Genomic DNA, 18,699 nt, shown 5'->3' with positions numbered 1-18,699 from the left:
CCGCAATGACCCGGCATGCAGCCGGGCCGAACTGGAGACATGTCATGTTCAAGAAAGCACTTCTCAGTGCCGCCTCGCTCGCCGTGCTGGCGATCGGTTCGGCCAATGCAGCCGACCTCAAGGAATTCCGCATCGGCCTGATCGGCGGCGAGAACGAAGCCGACCGCCTGCGCAACTTCCAGTGCCTCGTCGACCAGCTGCCCAAGGCCATCGGCGTCGAGAAGGTCGCGCTGTTCCCCGCCGCCGACTATGACGGCACCATCCAGGGCCTGCTCGGCGGCACGCTCGACTACGCCGAGCTCGGCGCATCGGGCTACGCCAAGATCTACCTGCAGAACAAGGACGCGGTCGAGCCGATCCTGACCACCGTCCAGACCGACGGCGCCACCGGCTACTACACGATCATGGTCGCCAAGAAGGATTCGGGCATCACCAAGCTCGAAGACCTCAAGGGCAAGAAGCTCGGCTTCGCCGACCCAGACTCGACCTCGGGCTACCTGATCCCGGTCACCTCGCTGCCCAAGGATCTCGGCGGCGTTGCCGTCAAGGACTTCGTTGCCGAGACCGGCTTCGGCGGCGGCCATGAGAACCTCGTCCTCGAAGTGCTCAAGGGCACCTTCGACGCCGGCACGACCTTCGGTTCGGGCGTCGGCGAGTTCAAGGACGGCTACACCTCGGGCAACCTGAAGAAGATGGTCGACAAGGGCATCCTCGACATGGACGACCTGGTCGAAGTCTGGAAGTCGCCGCTGATCCCGAACGGCCCGATCGTCGTGCGCACCTCGCTCGACGCCGACATCAAGAGCAAGTTCAAGGACTACATGGTCAAGCTGCCGCAGACCGATCCGGCCTGCTTCGCAGCCATCCAGGGCGGCGACTTCAAGGGCTACACCGAAGTCACCCCGGAATTCTACCAGCCTGTGATCGACGCCCGTAAGGCGCAGATCGGCAGCTAAGCCCCGAAGGCAACACGGACGCGCCGCGCAGCAATCGCGGCGCGTCCCTTTTATCCGGGATCGGACGAAACCCCAATGACAATGCCCCTCTCGGAAGCCGGCCTCGCGGTCGAGCAGCACTGGCGTGAGCTCGCCAGCCGCCGCCGCCTCTATACGGCGGGTAGCCTGTTCTTCCTCTTCATCGCGCTGTCCGGATCGCTCTGGTTCGCCAATGACAGCAATGCCGGCAAGTTCTTCGACCGGTTGCCGCACGTCTTCGATTTCGTCGACCAGCTGATCCCGCGCGACGGCCTTGAGGTCTGGCGCGCCATGTTCGACCTGCCCTCGCCCTATGCCGACGGCAGCCTGAAATTCGATTATCCCGAAGGTCGGATGTATCTGTTCGGCTCGTTCTATTTGCCCGAATACGTCTACAAGATGCTGGAGACGATCAACATCGCGCTCGTCTCGACGCTGATCGGTTTTGCCTTCGGCTTCCTGCTCTGCTTCCTCGCGGCCTCCAACCTGGTAACCCAGCGCTGGCTGCGCTTCTTCGTCCGTCGCTTCCTCGAAATCCTGCGTGCCTTCCCCGAGATCGTCATCGCCGGCTTCTTCCTGGCGGTGCTCTCGATGGGCGCCATCCCGGCGATCATCGCCGTGTCGCTGCACACCGTCGGCGCACTCGGAAAACTGTTCTTCGAAGTGGTCGAGAACGCCGACATGAAGTCCGACGAAGGCCTTCGCGCCGTGGGCGGCAACTGGCCCGAGCGCGTCTGGTTCGGCATCGTGCCGCAGGTGATGCCCAACTTCCTGAGCTACGGCCTGCTGCGACTCGAAATCAACGTCCGCGCCTCGACCATCATCGGCGCAGTCGGCGGCGGCGGCATCGGCGAGGCGCTGCGCCTGTCGATCAGCCGCAACCACGAAGCCAAGACCATCGCCATCATCGTCCTCCTGTTCTGCACCATCGTTGCGGTCGACCAGTTCTCGGCCTGGCTGCGCAAGAAGCTGGTCGGCGAACAGGCTTTCGCCTTCGGTCGCGGGGAATAATCATGACCACACTTTCCATGGCCGACATGCAGGCTATCGCCGACCGCCACCCCGGCGTCGTCAGCGGCTCCTGGCGCAAGAGCCTGATCGGCTGGGCCGTCAGCGCCGGCATCGTCGCCTATCTCGCCTTCGCATGGTGGTTCTTCGCCGTGGGCGCTGTGCTTGCCGCCGGCAACTGGGGCATCGCCGGAACCTATCTCGCCGACTGGGTCAGCTACGAGATACGTCCGCAGATCGAGTTCGAGAATGGCCGCCTCGACGTCAGCTACGCACGCTTCTCGTCCTATCGCGCCGACCGCCATCCAGACTGGCTCGACATCACCCAGCCGGCCGGCGCCGCCATCGCCGGCAACAAGGCGCCTGCCGATCGCGTCGTTGCCCATATCGGAACCGCCACGACGATCGACATCGCGCCTGATCGCGTGATGGTCGCCCATGGCGGCGAAACTCTTGAAGTGACCATCGTGCCGGGCCAGAGCCTTTCGGTCACTGGTTCCCTGCCCACCTGGGCGACGCAGAAAGCGCCGGGCCAGAAGATCCTTGCCGATTTCGGCTTTGCCGGCGGACTGCAGATCGATGAGGACGACGTCAAGATCCGCCACCGCTTCTTCGGTTGGGAGAACTTCGTCTTCGACGCCAACTCGCCCTTCTGGGGTAAGTCGACGAGCGAAGTGCTGTCACTGATCTCCTCTGGTGAACGTCTAGACCCCAACAGGTCCAACGCCGCCCTTGCCTGGGACAATATCGTCAACAACTCGGAATGGCAGCACGGCGACGTCTGGCTCAAGCTCGCCCAGACCATCGTCATGGCCTTCGTCGGCACGCTCTTCGCCAGCCTGCTCGCCTTCCCGCTGGCATTCCTTGCGGCGCGCAACATCACCCGTAACCGCCTCGTCAACCAGGTCGCCAAACGCTTCTTCGACTTCCTGCGCTCGGTCGACATGCTGATCTGGGCACTGTTCTTCACCCGCGCCTTCGGGCCCGGCCCGATCGCCGGCATCTCGGCAATCTTCTTCACCGACACCGGCACCTTCGGCAAGCTCTACTCCGAGGCGCTGGAAAACATCGACGACAAGCAGCGCGAAGGCATGCGCTCTCTCGGCGCCTCGCCCGCCTCGGTCCAGCGTTATGGCGTCGTGCCGCAGGTGCTGCCAGTGCTGATCAGCCAGTCGCTCTATTTCTGGGAATCGAACACCCGTTCGGCCACCATCATCGGCGCCGTGGGCGCCGGCGGCATCGGCCTCAAGCTGTGGGAAGCGATGCGCACCAATTCCGACTGGGAAAACGTCGCCTATATGGTGCTGCTGATCCTGATCGTGGTGTTCATTTTCGACAACATCTCGACTGCATTGCGCCAACGCCTGATCGGCAACAAGGCCAGTCACTGAACAAATGTGGCCGGCCCTTGCAAAGGCAGCAAAGTCGGCCACTACTTCGTCAAACTGTCACGCAAATCATCTATCGCACGGCCTTCCAGGAACCTCTCCATGCGCTACGCCATCTATTTCACGCCCGAGCACGATGATCCGCTGTGCCGCATCGCGGCCGGCTGGCTCGGGCGCGACGCGTTTGGCGGCGCAGTCACGGCGACAAAGGCGTTTGGCGCGCTGTCGGCCGCGGAGGTTGCGTTCCATACCGCAGCCGCCCGCCGCTACGGCTTCCACGCCACGCTCAAGGCGCCGTTCCGTCTCGCCGACGGCATGTCCGAGGCTGCACTCATCGATGCGCTCGACGCCTTTGCAAATTCCACCGTGCCGTTCGACATACCGCGCCTGAAGCTCGCCCAGATCGATGGCTTCTTTGCGCTGGTTCCTGCCGAACCGCTGTCTGAACTCGACAGTTTTGCCGGCGATGTGGTGACGGCGTTCGAGCCGTTCCGCGCTCAATTGAGCGACGCCGAGATCGCCCGCCGCAACCCCGACGCGCTGTCGCCGCGCGAATGCCGCAACCTCAGCCAGTGGGGCTATCCTTACGTCTTCCATACCTTCCGTTTCCACATGACCCTGACCGGCCGCATCGCTGCCGACGAAGCCGCGCGCGTCCGCACCGCAATTGAGGAATGCCTTGGCGACACGCTCGACAAGCCGGTACCGGTGGACGGCCTGGCCTTGTTCGTCGAGCCGTCTCCGGGTGCGCCGTTCGAGGTGCGGACCTATCGCGCACTGGGCAAGCAAGCTGAAAGAAAGACCGCCTGAGATGACCGACCTTGTCCTGAAGAATGCCCGTATCGTCCTGGCGGACGACGTGATCGACGGCTCGATCGTCGTCCGTGACGGCAGGATAACAGAGATTTCGACCGGCCCGAGCGCCATCGGCGAAGACATGGGCGGCGACTACGTCATTCCCGGCCTCGTCGAACTTCACACCGACCATCTCGAAGGCCATTACGCGCCGCGACCGCGCGTGCGCTGGAATCCGATCGCCGCCGTGCTTGCCCATGACGCGCAGGTGGCGTCGGCCGGCATCACCACCGTGTTCGACGCGCTACGCGTCGGCATGGACGAGGATGCCGACATGACCTCAGCCGACATGCGCCTGCTTGCCGATGCGATCGAGGACAGCGTGCGCGCCGACCGCGTCCGCGCCGATCACTTCATCCATCTGCGCTGCGAAGTCTCGGCCGGCGACTGCCAGGACAGTTTTGCCGTGTTCGACGGCGATGACCGCGTCAAGCTGGCCTCGCTGATGGACCACGCGCCAGGCCAGCGCCAGTTCGTCAACCTTGATACCTATGCCTACTACTACCAGCGCAAGCTGAAGCTGAACGACGTCGAATTCCAGACATTCTGCGACAAGCGCATGGGCGATTCCGCCCGCAATTCGGCCCCCAACCGTGCGGCGATCTCGGCTGCCTGCCACGCGCGCGGCATCGTCTTGGCGAGCCATGACGACGCCACAACGGCACATGTCGACGAAGCAATCGCGCAAGGCATTCGCGTCGCCGAATTCCCGACCACGCTCGAAGCCGCCAACGCCTCGAAAGATGCCGGCCTCGGCGTGCTGATGGGCGCGCCCAACGTCATGCGGGGAGCCTCGCATTCCGGCAACGTCTCGGCCCGCGCCCTTGCCGAACATGGCCTGCTCGACATCCTGTCGTCGGACTACATCCCCTTCAGCCTGATCCAGTCGGCCTTCTTCCTCGGTGAAGTCGTCGACGGCATCTCGTTGCCGCAAGCGATGGCGATGGTGTCGAAGAACCCGGCCGACGCCGTCGGCCTCACCGACCGCGGCGTAATCGAGGCCGGGCGCCGCGGCGATCTGGTGCGGGTGCGGGTCGACGAGCATGTGCCGGTCGTGCGTACGGTCTGGCGCGAAGGCCGCCGGGTCGCCTGACATAAATCAAGAAACTGGAGCGTTTTCGCAATTCGAAGCGAAAATGCTTTAGGCCCCGATCTTCTCTTCCTCCCCGACCTTCTCTTCCTCATTGAGGCCGATCAGGGTCTGCTCCATGTCGGGCTCGTCGCCGGAGCAGACGCACAGCATCTCAGCATCACCCTCGCCTACAGAGAGGTAGGCATGACCCATGGTGCTGTCGATGTAGACGCTTTCGCCTTCCTTAAGCCGCACCGGCGCATACTGGTCGGTGTGGACCTCGATCTCGCCCTTCAGCACGATCAGAAATTCCTCACCGGCATGACTGGTCAGCGGGCCGAACTGCTCGAGCGTGCGCGCCCGGGCATTGGCCAGGATCGGAACCATTCGCTTTCGCACCAGGTCGGTGGCGAGGTAGAAATAGTCGTAGTTGCGCGTCAACTGGCGCAGCGTCGTCGTCTTTGACGTGACCGACCGGCGCGTGCGCGCGGTAGGCTTGTTGGAGTCACCACTCAACAGTTCGGTGACATGAATGCCGAGTCCACCGCAGATCTGCAGCAACTTGTCATAGGTCAGCGACATCTGGTCGTTCTCGACCTTCGACAGCGTCGACACCGCCACGCCGGTGAGATGGCTGACGTCCTGGAGGGTCCAGCCATGTTGCCGTCTCAGGTTGCGCAGGCAGTCGCCGAGATTCGGCTGTTCGGACATGCTCATCTCCATCACCCTTCCATGTTAGCTAGTCCAACTCCTCTCTTGTCGCAAGATTCACCTATATTTTTCCTATACGCTAAATATTGACCGCATCAGAAAATGATTTTACGAATGGCCATGCATTCCAAGTCCCACACCCCAAAAGTTTTCGTCATCGGTGGCGGCATTGCCGGCCTTTCGCTCGCCGCCAGCGTCCAGCAATGGGCCGAGGTGACGGTGATCGAACGCGAATCCCAGCTCGGCTATCATGCCAGCGGACGCTCCGCCGCCCTGTTCACCGAGACCTACGGCAACGCCCTTGTGCGCGCTTTGTCGGTGGCGAGCCGGCAGGCCATCATCGACGGCGGCTTCATCGAGCATGTGCGTGGCGCCCTGCATTTCGGCGGTCCGGACGATGACGACGCCATCGACAAGCTCGCCGCCGAGTACCAGGCTCTGGTTCCATCCGTGCGGCGGCTGTCACCCGGGGAAGTCACCGAACTGGTGCCGCTGATCGCGCCGGAGCGAACCTGCGGCGCCGTCTATGAGCCGGGCGCCGTCGACATCGACACCGGCAAGATGGTCCAGGCCCAGGCCTCCGCGCTGAAGGCTGCCGGCGGCAAGATCGTGACCGGCGCCGACGTGCTCGAAATCAAGCGCACGCCGCAAGGCTACCGCATCGTCACGGCATTAGGCGTTCACGAGGGCGACATCGTCGTCAACGCCGCAGGCGCCTGGGTCGACGTCATTGCCGGCCGTGCCGGCCTGTCCGGCCTCGGCTTCGCGCCCAAACGGCGCACCGCCTTCCTGTTCGACCCGCCTGCCGGCGTCGACGTCCGCAAATGGCCGCTCGTCGTCGACCTGCACGAGCGCTTCTATTTCAAGCCGGATGCAAGCCGTCTGATCGGCTCGCTCGCCGACGAGGCCGACACCGAACCCTGCGATGCCTATCCCGAGGATATCGACGTCGCCACTGCCGCCTACAACATCGAGGAAGCGACCGGCCTTGATGTCGGCCGGCCATCGACACCCTGGGCCGGCTTGCGCACCTTTGCGCCCGACCGCACGCCGGTTGTCGGTTTCGATCCGCGCCTGCCTGGCTTCTTCTGGCTCGGAGGCCAAGGCGGCTACGGGTTCCAAGTATCGCTGACGCTTGCCAGGCTTGGCTCGGCGTTGATGCGCGGCGAGCCGTTGCCGGACGATCTCGTCCAACTCGGCGTGACCTATGGCGCGCTCGCGCCGGACCGTTTCGTGCAGTCAGACAGCAGATAGACCGCACAGCAGGAATGTTGGCGCGACGGGAGGAGAACCGCTGCGCGCCCTCATCGAAAACAAAAAAAGGGAGCGATACCAATGATTTCTTCAGGCATATTTCTGCGTTCGGCGCTTGTCGCCTCGACCATGCTTCTCGGCGGCCAGGCCTACGCCAAGACGCTTGTCTACTGCTCGGAGGCAAGCCCCGAGACCTTCAACCCGATGCTGACGGTTGCCGACTCCACCATGGACGCGGCAGCCAAGACGATCTTCAACCGCCTCGTCGAGTTCAAGCCAGGCACAACAGAGGTCGGGCCAGCCCTGGCCGAAAAGTGGGACGTGTCGGAGGACGGCAAGGTCTACACCTTCCATCTTCGCAAGGGCGTGAAGTTCCACTCCAACGAGACTTTCACGCCGTCGCGCGAGTTCAACGCGGACGACGTCCTCTACACCTTCAATCGCCAGCGCGACTCCAGCAACCCCTATAATAAGCTCGCCAACGCCTCGTACGAGTATTTCAACGGCCTCGGCATGGCTTCGATGATCGCCAACATCGAAAAGGTCGACGACTACACGGTACGCTTCACGCTGCCGACGGCAAACGTCACCTTCCTTCCCGGCATAGCACTCGACTATCTCTCGATCCTGTCGCTCGAGCAGACCGAAAAAATGGTCGCCGCCGGCACGCCTGAGGTCATCGACCAGCGCCCCGTCGGCACCGGCCCGTTCGTCCTGCAGGCCTACCAGCAGGACGCCCAGATCCGCTACGCCGCCAACAAGGACTACTGGAACGGCGCGCCCAAGATCGACACGCTGATCTTTGCGATCACGCCGGAACCGGTGGTCCGTGTCACCCGCGTCAAGGCCAACGAATGCCAGGTCGCCGCCCCGCCGCCGGCGGCAGCCCTCGCCGAACTCAAGGACAATCCGGACGTCGATATCCTCAGCCAGCCCGGCCAGAATATCGGCTCGGTCGGTTTCAACACCCAGCACGCGCCGCTCGGCGACGTGCGTGTCCGCACCGCGCTGGCCAAGGCGATCAACCGCCAGGCCATCGTCGAGGCCGTCTACCAGGGCGCAGGTAGCCTTGCCGGCAGCGTCGTGCCGCCGATGCAGCTGGGCGCGGTCACCGATGCGGCAATCGACTACGATCCGGAAGGCGCCAAGAAGCTGCTTCAGGAAGCAGGCCTCGATGCCGGCACCAACATCAAGCTCTGGGCCATGCCGGTGTCGCGCCCCTACAACCCCAACGCCCGTCGCATGGCCGAGATGATCCAGGCTGACTGGGCGGCGGTCGGCGTCAAGTCTGAGGTCGTTACCTTCGAATGGGGCGAGTATCTGACCCGCACCGGCAAGGGCGAACACGACGCCTATCTGCTCGGCGGTTCGAGCGACAATGGCGATCCCGACAACATGCTCTCCTTCTCCTTTGCCTGCGACGGCGTGAAGGGCGGTTCGAACCGGTCGCGCTGGTGCAACGAGGCGTTTGACAAGTTGCTTGAAGCAGGTCGCGTCACCGCCGATCCGGAGAAACGCGCCGAGATTTATCGCCAGGCTCAGGCGATCCTGAAGGCCGAGGTGCCGGAGGCGCCGATCGCCCACTCGGTGGTCTCGATCCCGGTGCGCAAGAGCGTGCTCAATTATGTGATGGACCCGTTTGGCCGGCAGAATTTCGCCGCCGTCGACATCGCCGAATAAGGCCAAACAGCGAAGAGGGCAGACAGTCATGCTCCAAGATCTGAACCGTCTGCTTGAAACCTACCGCGTCGAAGGCGCGGTAGGCGCCTCGCTGGCCTTCGCGCTCGGTGACGGCGAGGTCGTTGCCGTCACCACTGGCGTGTCGGACAGGCCGCGCAGCCTGCCCGTCACGCCGGACCAGCTGTTCAAGATCGGCAGTTGCACAAAGACCTTCGTTGCCGCGGCCCTGATGAAGCTCGTCGATGAAGGCAAGGTCGATCTCGGCGCTCCGATTTCGACCTGGTTCCCCGACCTGCCGCGCGCCGGCGAGGTGTCGGTACGCCAGCTGATCAACCATCGCGGCGGCCTGCCCGAATTCGAATACGACATTCCGATGGACCCGAGCCTGGTGTGGACGCCGGCAAGACTCGTCGACCTCGCCTTCAGCGTCGGCAACCAGTCCGCTCCGGGCGGTCCCGCGGTCTACAACAACACCGGTTATGTGCTGGCCGGCATGCTGATCGAGGCGGTCTCAAGGCTTTCGCTGGGAGCCTATGTTCGTCAAAAGGTGCTCGAACCGCTCGGCCTCAAGGACAGCTGGTCGCCGGCAACCGAGAGTTTTCCATCCGAGCGCATGGTGCGCGGCTACTACCACCGCCCGAAACCTGCCTTGGATGCCGCGACCGGCATCGCCGAGGGTGGCGAGATGTGGCGCATGGACGGCGTGCTGCCCTACTCCGACGAGTTGCAGGATTCTTCCGACTGCTTCCCTTTCTCCGGCGCCTATGGCTGTGGCGACATGGTGTCGACGCCGAGCGACATGGTCGTTTTCATGCGCGCGCTGTTTACCGGCAATCTGTTGCCGCCACCGCTGTTTCGCGAAATGAGCGAAAACCGCGCAGCAGTCAGCTTCCCCGGAACCCGCATGCGCGAGACAGGCGCCGGACTGTTCCAGAGCAGCTACGCCGACCGGCTGCTCTACGGCCATCAGGGCGGCATTCCAGGCTACGTCACCGTCATGCAGCACGAGCCGATGTCGGGCCTGACGGTCGCCATGACCTGCAATGCCGGTTCGGGCAACCGCCTGTCGTTCTACGCCAGCAGCATGCACCCGGTGTTCGACCAGGCGATCAGGATGATCCTGCGGGGTTAGTGCATCGACCGGAAAAATCGGAACCGATTTTCGGAAAGCACGAAGCGCAGATTCACGAAACGCAGATTAATGAGTTCAGACGCCCAGGCCGGCGGCCATCTGGCGAAGGTCAATGCCGAGTTCGGACGTCACCTCCAGCGCGCGGTCATCGCGCGCTGGAGCACCATTCGCCTGTTGATGCGCAGCCAGCACGCGCTCGCGCTCGCGGATCAGCGCCCTGATCTCGTCTGCATAGAGCGCCAGCACCGCACTCAGCCAGCGATTGACCAGGTAGGATGGTCGGGCGAAATGCAGGTCGAAGCGCGGCAAGAGCGTGATCGTCGCCTCCGCTTCCAGCCAGTTGTCACCGACGACCCATTGGTTGACGGTGAACAGGCGCATCAGCCGACCATAAGGATCGACGCCGACCGCCACGATGTGGTGGATCGGCCCTTTCGCGCCGTCAGGCCGCACGAAACAATGGAAATGGCCGTGCTCGCCCTGCCCCTCCTGCGGCGGGTGGCTGTGGTAGTACCACTGCGCGCCTGTCTCGGGATCGAACACGTCGCCTGCCGGAAAATGCTCCCAGTTTGCTACCGACGTGGCCTCGCGCAGCGTCTCCAGCAGCACGTTGCTGCCTGATTTCGCCAGCACGTGTTCGCAAAACAGCGCCTGCCGTGCCGCCTCGGCTTTCGTCTCGTCCATCATTTGTCTCCAAGCATCAGCTTGGCCTATTGCGGCTGCGCCGCGCAAGGTGAAGCCGCGGGCGCCGCCGCACATGGAGACGCTGCAGGTGCGGGAGCAGCCGCGCACGGAGAGGCGGCGGCGCAAGGGGCTGTGGCCGCCGCCGGAGCGGGTGCAGCCAAGCACGGCGACGCTGCCGAACACGGAGACGCTGCCGCGCAAGGGGATGCCGCAGCACAGGGAGCCGCAGCAGAACATGGCGAAGCGGCCGAGCACGGCGAGGCTGCGGCACAAGGCGAACCTGCGGCGCAAGGCGAACCTGCGGCGCAAGGATTGCCGGCGGCACAAGGCGTCGCCGGTGCGGCGGCTGCGGGTGCTGCGTTGGGCGCGGCAAAGCGGTAGTGGTCGACTGCTACAGCCGATGTGGCGGCGAGGAAAGCCGTGCCGAACAGCAGGGTGTTGCGCGCGCTCATTTCTTGAACCCATCGAGGCCGAACAGAGGACGCAGTGCGACGCCGCCAATGCTGCCGACAAAGGCCGAAGCGAACCACAGCCAGCCATGCACGCTGCCCGAGGCGATGCCCGAGAACAGCGCGCCGACATTGCAGCCGAACGACAGCCGCGCGCCATAGCCCATCAGCACACCGCCGATCGCGGCCGCCAGGAACGAGGCGAACGGCAAGTGCACCTTGGGCGCGAACTTGCCGGCAAGCCCTGCGGCGAGTGCGGCGCCTAGAATGATGCCGAAATTCATCACCGAGGTGACGTCGGCGAGAACGCTCGAGCCCAGCGCCTTGGCCGGCCCGGGCCAGTTCCAGAACGGCCAGGTCTCGACGGATACCCCGACCGCCTGCGCCACCTTGGCGCCCCACAGGCCGAAACCGAAGGTCACCGACCAGGGATGGCCGGCAGTGACCAGCGTCGCAACGTTGAGCCCAGCGAGCAGAAGCCCTGCGCCCACCAGCGGCCATGGGCCGTGCAGCAGTCGGGTGACACCCTGGCGCGGCGCTGGTTTTGCTGTCTCGATGGCGCCATGGGCACGACGCTCGACCAGAACGGTAAGGCCGGCTACAGCGCCGAGGCCGACAAGCGTGACGATCACTCCGCCCGTCACGCCAAGCGTTTTGCCGAGGCTGATCTCGGGCAGCGCTGGCAGCGCCAGCCACCAGGGCAGCTGCGCCGTGCCGATGACAGCTCCGACGATGAAGAAGATCAACGTCACCAGCATGCGCAAGCTGCCGCCGCCGACGGTGAACAGCGTGCCGGAGCCACAGCCGCCACCAAGCTGCATGCCGAGGCCGAACATCGCGGCCCCCACCAAAACCGACACGCCGACCGGCGCGAAGGCACCGACAAGTGCCTGGCCGTTGAAGCTGCCAAGCGACAGAAGCGGAATGAAGACGACAGCCGCGGCGGCAATCATCAGCATCTGGGCGCGGATGGCGTTGCCGCGCTTCTCGACGACGAAACGGCGCCAGCCGCCGGTGAATCCGAAGGAGGCGTGGTAGAGCGTCAGGCCGAGCAGGCCGCCGATGGCAAACAGCACCGCCTGGCGCGTGTCGATCGCCTGGCCGATGGCGAGCGCGCCAAAGATCAAGGCAAGCCCGACGAAGACAACAGGTCCCTTGTCGAGATTGACGCCAACGACAGGCGCCGGCGCGGTGGCATTTAACTCGGTCATTTCAGATAGTCCGGGAAAATCTGGAAGTTAAGCGTGGCGGCTTCAAACGACGATGTCCAGGATCGCTCCTGGACATCGTCATGTTGGGCCTGCCCTTTGGCTATCAGTTGCCGGGCTGCACGGGGCGCGCCGGATCGGCGGCCCATTCGGCCATCGAGCCGTCATACATCTTGGTGTTCTTGTTGCCTTCGATCTCGCTCAGGCCGAACCACACGACGGATGCCCAATGACCGGTGTTGCAGAAGGCGATGTTCTGCTCGTCCTTGGCAAGGCCGACGGACTGCGACAGGCTGCCGACGGTTTCCTTCGAGGCGAACGATGCCTTGTCGGCATCGTAGAGCTTGCTGTTTTCGAGGTTCTTCGAGCCTGGTATGGTGCCGGCAACGCGGACGACCGGGCTTTTCGCCTCGCCCTTGAACTGCGCGGCCGGGCGGCCGTCGATCAGCTTGATGCCTTCGGCGCGGGCCTTCTCGACATCGGCGGTGGTGGCCAGAAGCGCCTGCTTGAGCTCGCCCTTGAAGGCGACGGCAGCGGGCTTTGCCACGTCGGTGGCGAGTTCGCCGCCGGCTGCCTCCCAGGCACGTGCTCCGCCGTCGAGGATCGACACGGCGTCATGGCCGAGCACCTTGAAGGTCCAGTAGACGCGGGTGGCGCCGCCGAATTCGGAGGAGTCCGTGCCGTTCGGCACGATCACGACGTGGCTGTCGTTGCTGACGCCGAGGTCGCCGATGGTCTTGGTGATGGTCTCCAGCGGCGGCAGCATGCCGGGAACGCCGTTTACTTCGGCGCGCCAGCCGGCCGTGGCATAAGGGGCGCTGACGGCGCCCGGCACATGCCCCTTGGCATAAGGATTGGCGCCGTCCTTTGCGGCGTCGCGAACGTCGATCACAACGAGGCTCTTGTTGCCGAGGTTGGACTTGAGCCAGGCCGCGTCGACAAGCGGCTTATCTGTCAGGCGCTCGGCCTGCGCGCCGGTGGCAAAAGCCAAGCCGGCAGTAATGACGGCAGCCAACAGAGAAAAGCGCATCGGACAAACTCCAGGGAAAAAGATTCTAAAAACGAGCGTTACGAACATTAGTAATCCGGAATCGAGCCGCCAACACGGCATCAAAGACCCAAATCGGTCGCAATCACGAAACGAATTACGAAAAATGGAGAGAAAAATGGAATCTCATTCCTTACATCAAGTCGCATGTTCATATGCGGAATAAAGAATATAACCCCTTCACAAATCGGTCTATTACGACGACTTTCTGATCGACGCCGCCGAGCCGATGATTTGGGCCGCAGCAAAGGCTCATGAGGGGACAGAGGCATGCGTTTGCTCAAGGCAATGGTTGCAGCGATGTTCGGGATGGCTCTCGCCGTCTCCGTTGCGTTTGCCCATACGCCTGACGATACGCTCGTCGTTGCCGATGCCATTGACGACGTCGTAACCCTGGACCCGGGCGAGGTCGGCGAGGTCGGTGGCGTGCTGACGAGCAGCCAGATCTACCAGTCGCTGCTCACCTTCGACGTCGACGACCCGACCCGCATCAAGGGCCTGCTCGCCGAAAGCTGGACTATTTCACCCGACGGCAAGACGTTCACGTTCAAGATGAACCCGAAGGCACGTTTTGCCTCTGGCAATCCGGTGACTGCATGGGACGCCGAGTTCTCGCTCAGGCGGGTCATCCACCTCAAGTCGCGCTCGGCCTTCATTATCGGTCAGTTCGGTTTTTCGCCTGACAATGTCGACGACCGCATCAAGGCGCTCGATGACCAGACCCTGGTCATCAAGATCGCCGACACCTATTCGCCGAGTTTCCTGTTTTACTGCCTGTCGTCCTACATGGGCGCCATCGTCGACAGCAAGATCGTCAAAGCACACGAAGTCGACGGCGACTATGGCAATGGTTGGCTGAAGGCACAGAACTCCGCTGGATCAGGTCCATTTGTGCTCAGCAAGTGGCAGCCCAGGGAGTCGATCCTGCTGACGCGCAACGACAATTACTGGGGCGAGCCGGCCAAGGTCGAGCACGTCCTGATCCGCCATGTTGCCGAAAGCTCGGCCCAGCGCTGGCTGCTCGAATCCGACGAGATCGACATCGCCAACCGGCTCGGGCCCAACGATTTCGACACCCTCACCAACAACCCGAAGCTGGCCATCGTCCACGGCCGCTCGGGCAACATCTATTACATGGGCCTCAACGTCCGGAACCAGTATCTCGCCAATCCCAAGGTGGTCGAGGCGATGAAATATCTGGTCGACTACCAGGGTATCGTCGACACCATTTCGCGCGGCGCCATGGAAGTGCACCAGACGCTGGTGCCGAATGGGTTTCTCGGCGCCATCGCCTACAAGCCGTTCAGCTTCGATATCGATAAGGCCAAGGCGCTTCTGGCCGAAGGCGGGGTCAGCGGCGAGTTCTCGCTCGACATGGTGGTTTGGGATACCCAACCCTTCACCGATTTTGCCAAGGCGATCCAGGCAACCATGGCTAAGTCGGGTGTCCAGCTCAATCTGCAGATCGTCGGTGGCCGCGAGTGGCTCGACCGCTACCGCAACCACGATCTCGACATCTGGCTCGGCCTGTGGGGCCCCGACTACCCCGATCCGCACTCCAACGCCAAGGCCTTCGCCGTCAACAAGCAGGACGCGCCCGACGGCTCCGACAGCCTGGCCGACCGCTTCGGCTGGAACGCGGGCGCGCTTTCGCCCGATGCCATGGCCGCCGTGCGCGAACAGGACACCGCCAAGCGTAAGGCCATGTACGAGGCGATCCAGAAGGTGCACACCGACAGCTCGCCCTTCATCATGATGTTCCAGGAAGTGCGCAAGCTTGGCATCAGCGCGCGGGTCAAGGGTCTGATGATGGGCACGACCTTCGCCGACGACCGCTATTGGGCGGTCTCGAAGTAAACTGTTAAGCCTGGGCAATTCTCCGCTGCATCCAACAAAAACCGGGCGGCTGTCGCCGCCCGGTATCTCTAGCGTGTTGCCCGGTCAGGTTCGGTCAGTCTCAGCCACCGGCGCCGCCGCCCGAGCCGCCACCAGCGCCACCGGCGCCGCCACCCGAGCCACCACCGCCACCGCCAGCGCCGCCACCATCGGAATCGCCGTCGTCGCCATCATCGCCGCCGCCGCCGCCGCCACCGCCGCCACCGCCACCGCCGCCGCCGCCACCGCCGCCACCGCCGCCGCCGCCACCACCGCCACCGCCGCCGCCGCCACCGCCACCGCCACCGCCGCCACCGCCGCCACCGCCGCCACCGCCGCCACCGCCGCCATCACCATCGCCGTCGCCGTCGCCGTCGCCATCACCGTCGCCGTCGCCATCACCGTCGCCGTCGCCGTCGCCATCACCACCGCCGTCACCGTCGCTTCCGGTGCCGCCGTCATCGCCGTCATTCTCGCTACCGGCCAATACGGCCGCGATCAGCGACGTGGTCAGTGGAGGGCACTGTGCCAATTCGTCAGCCGACATGATGCTGCTGCGATTGAGCGCGATGCAGCACATTTCATAGTTGCTTTGGGAGAGCGGCTGGCATTGCGCTGCCGCCATGCGTGGCCGAACGTTGCTCTGGGCCGATGCGGGGAAAACAAAGCTGACTGCCGCAAGAGCTGAGGAAACCAGCAGAATCGCGTGAATCCTACGCACGCAGGTTGGGAACGTCGTCATTTCTTCCTCCTGAGGGAAAAAACGCGCCCGTCCCCAAACTGGCGCTATGATCACGTGTTCCGATCATCGGAAACACTTTGTTAAGCATACAACCTTTTGAAATCAGTGCAAAGGTCGCTCGCATGGGTTGATTTATCTAGATCTAATATGCTGTCTGCTAGTACCCATTGAGAGGGGGGAACAGCACATGCATAAGTTCGCGGCACTCGTTGCGATCGCCTTGATTCCGGCTGGCTGTAGCCAGTCTACCACCTCCGGATCCAGCATGAGCACTGTCGGCTACGCCTTTGCCCCGCCGGCGGCAAACACCTTTTGTGCTAGACAACCAGGACTATGCAGCTCTGCCGGCAAGACCAAGGTGATGGCGCTCACCGAGGCGCGCATGCGCGACCTCAAGAAGGTCAATGCCTCGGTCAACCAGCGCATTCGGCAACGCGAGGATATCGCCACGACCGGACGTGACGACGACTGGCGACTGCCGACATCGGTGGGTGATTGCGAAGACATCGCCATCCTCAAGAAAAACGAGCTGCGAAAGCTCGGTTGGCCGGCATCGACCCTGCTGCTGACGGTTGCCACCTATGGCGGCACAGGGCACACCGTGCTGACGGTACGCACCGACAGCGGCGATCTCATCCTGGACAACCGCACCGGCGCAATCAGGAACTGGAAGAGCACGCCCTACCGCTACTTCGCACGGCAGTCGCAGTCGGAAAGCGGAAGGTGGACGCGTATCGGCGCTTGAGTATCCCGAACCCGCTCAGTGCGGAAACGCATTGTCCTCGACGATCTTCCAGATCTGCCGGTTGATGTCCCTGATCGCCTCGATCGAGGCCGAGATGCGGTGCATCTCATTGTCGTCGAGCTCTTCGTTCTTGCCGTAGCGGACACTGTCCTTGCTGTCGAAGATGCGCATCAGCTGAGTGCTGGCGCGCGTGCCAGTCTCGTCGAACGAATAGATGCAATGGCTGTACTTGTTGCGCAGCTTGCCCTGATGCGTCAACTGGTCGGCCACCGACAGCACGGCGTCCCGGCAAGCCTGCGGTGTCTTCGCCATCTTGGCGAGCCGCTCGACGAGGTCGAGGCGCGCGCGCGTCGTATTTAATGTCAGGAAGATGATGATCGCCGTTTCCTTGTCGACCTTGGCGAGACCGGCGATCAGATAGATGAGCAGGCTTTCGGTGTTGGTCCAGGTGTAGTTGAGCTGGCCAACAGTAAGCAGCACGTCCTGGAAACGCGGCATCTTGCTCTCATGACAACGTTTGCTGTGCATGGAGCACAGCGACATCGCCGACACGTCGCTCGCCACCGCTCTCCCGCCGCTTGTGATAGACAGCAGCGGCTTCGGTGCGGTTATGGGCGCCGAGCTTGGTGATGATGTTGTGCAGATGGATCTTCACCGTGTGCTCGGAAAGCCCGAGGGCCGCGGCGATCAGCTTGTTCTGCAGGCCACGTGCAACCATCGCCAGGATCTGCAATTCGCGCTCGGTGAGCTCGTCGAAGTCGTCGGTCTCGTTGTCCTGTGGCGCTTGCGGCTTCTGCGGGGCGTCGAAACTGACGGCTGGCCCGGTGGAGCCGGCACGCCGACGCTCGATGATCGGCTCGAACAGCGACAGCGGGAAATATTCGCCGCCGCGCAACACCAGGCGGACGACCGACAGCCAGACGTCGAGTTTGAGGTTCATCGGCAGCACGCCACGCACATTGCGCGCCGTGACCACGTCGCGGATCGAAACTTCCTGCCGTCCGTCTTCCTGGATCAGCATGATCTGCGCCGAGGGATGCAGCAGCGACAGCCGTTCGGACTGGGCCTCCACCTGGGGCAGTTGCTTGGCCTCGACCAGGATCAGCGACACGGGGGCATCAAAGCCAACGCAGGCATCGGCGAGCGTCGGCACCTGATCGACTGTGATCCAGTGGAACTCGCGTTCGATCGCAAAGATAAGGCTCTCCGACACAAAATCGGCAGGAGCAACAATCAGCAATGTCTTGCAGGTCTTCTGCGCAGAGCCGTCAGCTCCGTTGGCGCGGCGTGCGCTGGGAATTGCCACTCGGTACATTAGTTCACCCACCCAATGTTCACAAATGCGCGTCTTTTTTTCCCCCAGGTGCCGCCTCATGGGGAGCATTATTTAGGTACCATATACCGCTTGTTAACGGTTCGGTATATGCAAGATGAGCTAGCGAAAGCCGTCGTGTAGCCCTTCCGGGCAATTTGGCGCCCAAGCGAGCTAGCCCTTCGGTCTATTTCGGCTAGCCCAACCATACGATCATCGGCACTGCCTTTTCGCCCGCTGCAAGCAGCCGGGACTTGGGCAATTCTGCAGAAAATGACTCTCAATTGTAGAATTGTGGCAAGAGACCAATATTTCTGACCGATCATCGGCTGCAATAGCTAGATCAGCGCCGCGACTTCTTCGCGGGCTGACCCAAACAGCCTAGCGCGAACTGTCAGCTTACAATTTCAGGGTCACGGCCACAAACTTTGTTGGTTCAAGCAACATGGGCGTGGGTGCTTGAGATTCAGCAATCAGTCGCGATTTGGGCCATCTGCAACGGTCTTGCGTTCACGACATTGTGAGAATCCGAGCCCCCCACCCGCCAACAACGGGGAGGTCT

The 18,699-nt window shown here is 63.1% G+C and carries 18 protein-coding genes; 11 read left to right on the top strand and 7 right to left on the bottom strand.

Annotation, left to right across the window (positions count from 1 at the left end; genetic code table 11):
• Positions 1–44: 44 nt before the first annotated feature.
• From phnD to DY201_RS09785, 5 genes are all read left to right on the top strand, one after another.
• Entirely contained in the window at positions 45–956 is a 912-nt protein-coding gene (gene phnD, locus DY201_RS09805; RefSeq protein ID WP_115731035.1) for a phosphonate ABC transporter substrate-binding protein, read from the top strand.
• A 75-nt stretch (positions 957–1,031) separates the two neighbouring features.
• The gene (gene phnE, locus DY201_RS09800) at positions 1,032–1,985 is read left to right on the top strand and encodes a phosphonate ABC transporter, permease protein PhnE (RefSeq protein ID WP_165915829.1); all 954 of its coding nucleotides are present in this window, start codon (positions 1,032–1,034) and stop codon (positions 1,983–1,985) included.
• A 2-nt stretch (positions 1,986–1,987) separates the two neighbouring features.
• A complete protein-coding gene (gene phnE / locus DY201_RS09795; RefSeq protein WP_115731033.1) occupies positions 1,988–3,373 on the top strand; it encodes a phosphonate ABC transporter, permease protein PhnE in 1,386 nt (461 codons plus the stop codon).
• Positions 3,374–3,472: 99 nt separating this feature from the next.
• Positions 3,473–4,180: a DUF1045 domain-containing protein gene (locus DY201_RS09790; protein WP_115731032.1), complete on the top strand. Its 708-nt coding sequence runs from the start codon at positions 3,473–3,475 to the stop codon at positions 4,178–4,180.
• A gap of 1 nt (position 4,181) precedes the next feature.
• Entirely contained in the window at positions 4,182–5,318 is a 1,137-nt protein-coding gene (locus DY201_RS09785) for an alpha-D-ribose 1-methylphosphonate 5-triphosphate diphosphatase (protein WP_115731031.1), read from the top strand.
• 48 nt (positions 5,319–5,366) lie between these two features.
• Here the strand turns inward: DY201_RS09785 and DY201_RS09780 are convergent, their stop codons facing one another.
• Positions 5,367–6,008, bottom strand: coding sequence for a helix-turn-helix domain-containing protein (locus tag DY201_RS09780; protein ID WP_115733699.1), 642 nt, complete (start codon positions 6,006–6,008; stop codon positions 5,367–5,369).
• A gap of 114 nt (positions 6,009–6,122) precedes the next feature.
• On the opposite strand from DY201_RS09780, the gene DY201_RS09775 reads away from it, so the two are divergent.
• The 3 genes from DY201_RS09775 (at position 6,123) to DY201_RS09765 (ending at position 10,074) form a co-directional block, all read left to right on the top strand.
• Positions 6,123–7,262 carry an NAD(P)/FAD-dependent oxidoreductase gene (locus DY201_RS09775; RefSeq protein ID WP_245431945.1) on the top strand — a complete coding sequence of 380 codons (1,140 nt, stop codon included), beginning with the start codon at positions 6,123–6,125 and terminating at the stop codon, positions 7,260–7,262.
• Between the two features lie 81 nt (positions 7,263–7,343).
• The gene (locus DY201_RS09770) at positions 7,344–8,942 is read left to right on the top strand and encodes an ABC transporter substrate-binding protein (protein WP_165915828.1); all 1,599 of its coding nucleotides are present in this window, start codon (positions 7,344–7,346) and stop codon (positions 8,940–8,942) included.
• A 28-nt stretch (positions 8,943–8,970) separates the two neighbouring features.
• Complete coding sequence (locus DY201_RS09765; RefSeq protein ID WP_115731030.1) at positions 8,971–10,074, top strand: serine hydrolase domain-containing protein; 1,104 nt, start codon at positions 8,971–8,973, stop codon at positions 10,072–10,074.
• 75 nt (positions 10,075–10,149) lie between these two features.
• Here DY201_RS09765 and DY201_RS09760 read toward each other — a convergent pair whose 3' ends face one another.
• Complete coding sequence (locus tag DY201_RS09760; RefSeq protein ID WP_115731029.1) at positions 10,150–10,761, bottom strand: DUF6969 family protein; 612 nt, start codon at positions 10,759–10,761, stop codon at positions 10,150–10,152.
• Positions 10,762–10,890: 129 nt separating this feature from the next.
• Between DY201_RS09760 and DY201_RS29270 the strand changes: the two genes are divergently transcribed.
• Positions 10,891–11,139 carry a hypothetical protein gene (locus DY201_RS29270; protein ID WP_210210433.1) on the top strand — a complete coding sequence of 83 codons (249 nt, stop codon included), beginning with the start codon at positions 10,891–10,893 and terminating at the stop codon, positions 11,137–11,139.
• A 67-nt stretch (positions 11,140–11,206) separates the two neighbouring features.
• Here the strand turns inward: DY201_RS29270 and DY201_RS09750 are convergent, their stop codons facing one another.
• Both DY201_RS09750 and DY201_RS09745 read right to left on the bottom strand, forming a co-directional pair.
• Positions 11,207–12,418: a YeeE/YedE family protein gene (locus DY201_RS09750; RefSeq protein WP_115731028.1), complete on the bottom strand. Its 1,212-nt coding sequence runs from the start codon at positions 12,416–12,418 to the stop codon at positions 11,207–11,209.
• Between the two features lie 103 nt (positions 12,419–12,521).
• Positions 12,522–13,445 carry a sulfurtransferase gene (locus DY201_RS09745; RefSeq protein ID WP_115731027.1) on the bottom strand — a complete coding sequence of 308 codons (924 nt, stop codon included), beginning with the start codon at positions 13,443–13,445 and terminating at the stop codon, positions 12,522–12,524.
• A 288-nt stretch (positions 13,446–13,733) separates the two neighbouring features.
• Between DY201_RS09745 and DY201_RS09740 the strand changes: the two genes are divergently transcribed.
• Positions 13,734–15,320 carry an ABC transporter substrate-binding protein gene (locus tag DY201_RS09740; RefSeq protein ID WP_115731026.1) on the top strand — a complete coding sequence of 529 codons (1,587 nt, stop codon included), beginning with the start codon at positions 13,734–13,736 and terminating at the stop codon, positions 15,318–15,320.
• A 100-nt stretch (positions 15,321–15,420) separates the two neighbouring features.
• On the opposite strand, the gene DY201_RS29260 is transcribed toward DY201_RS09740, so the two are convergent.
• Entirely contained in the window at positions 15,421–15,885 is a 465-nt protein-coding gene (locus DY201_RS29260; RefSeq protein WP_177583855.1) for a hypothetical protein, read from the bottom strand.
• 382 nt (positions 15,886–16,267) lie between these two features.
• On the opposite strand from DY201_RS29260, the gene DY201_RS09730 reads away from it, so the two are divergent.
• On the top strand, positions 16,268–16,825 hold the full coding sequence (locus DY201_RS09730; protein ID WP_115731025.1) for a transglutaminase-like cysteine peptidase: 558 nt from the start codon (positions 16,268–16,270) through the stop codon (positions 16,823–16,825).
• 15 nt (positions 16,826–16,840) lie between these two features.
• Here the strand turns inward: DY201_RS09730 and DY201_RS09725 are convergent, their stop codons facing one another.
• Both DY201_RS09725 and DY201_RS09720 read right to left on the bottom strand, forming a co-directional pair.
• A complete protein-coding gene (locus DY201_RS09725; protein WP_115731024.1) occupies positions 16,841–17,323 on the bottom strand; it encodes a hypothetical protein in 483 nt (160 codons plus the stop codon).
• 7 nt (positions 17,324–17,330) lie between these two features.
• Positions 17,331–18,140, bottom strand: coding sequence for a helix-turn-helix transcriptional regulator (locus DY201_RS09720; protein WP_115731023.1), 810 nt, complete (start codon positions 18,138–18,140; stop codon positions 17,331–17,333).
• Positions 18,141–18,699 lie beyond the last annotated feature (559 nt).

Source organism: Aminobacter aminovorans (genome assembly GCF_900445235.1).
Classification (GTDB): Bacteria; Pseudomonadota; Alphaproteobacteria; order Rhizobiales; family Rhizobiaceae; genus Aminobacter; species Aminobacter aminovorans.
The sequence above is the reverse complement of the archived record's forward strand: the minus strand, read 5'-3'. Positions and strand labels throughout refer to the sequence as shown.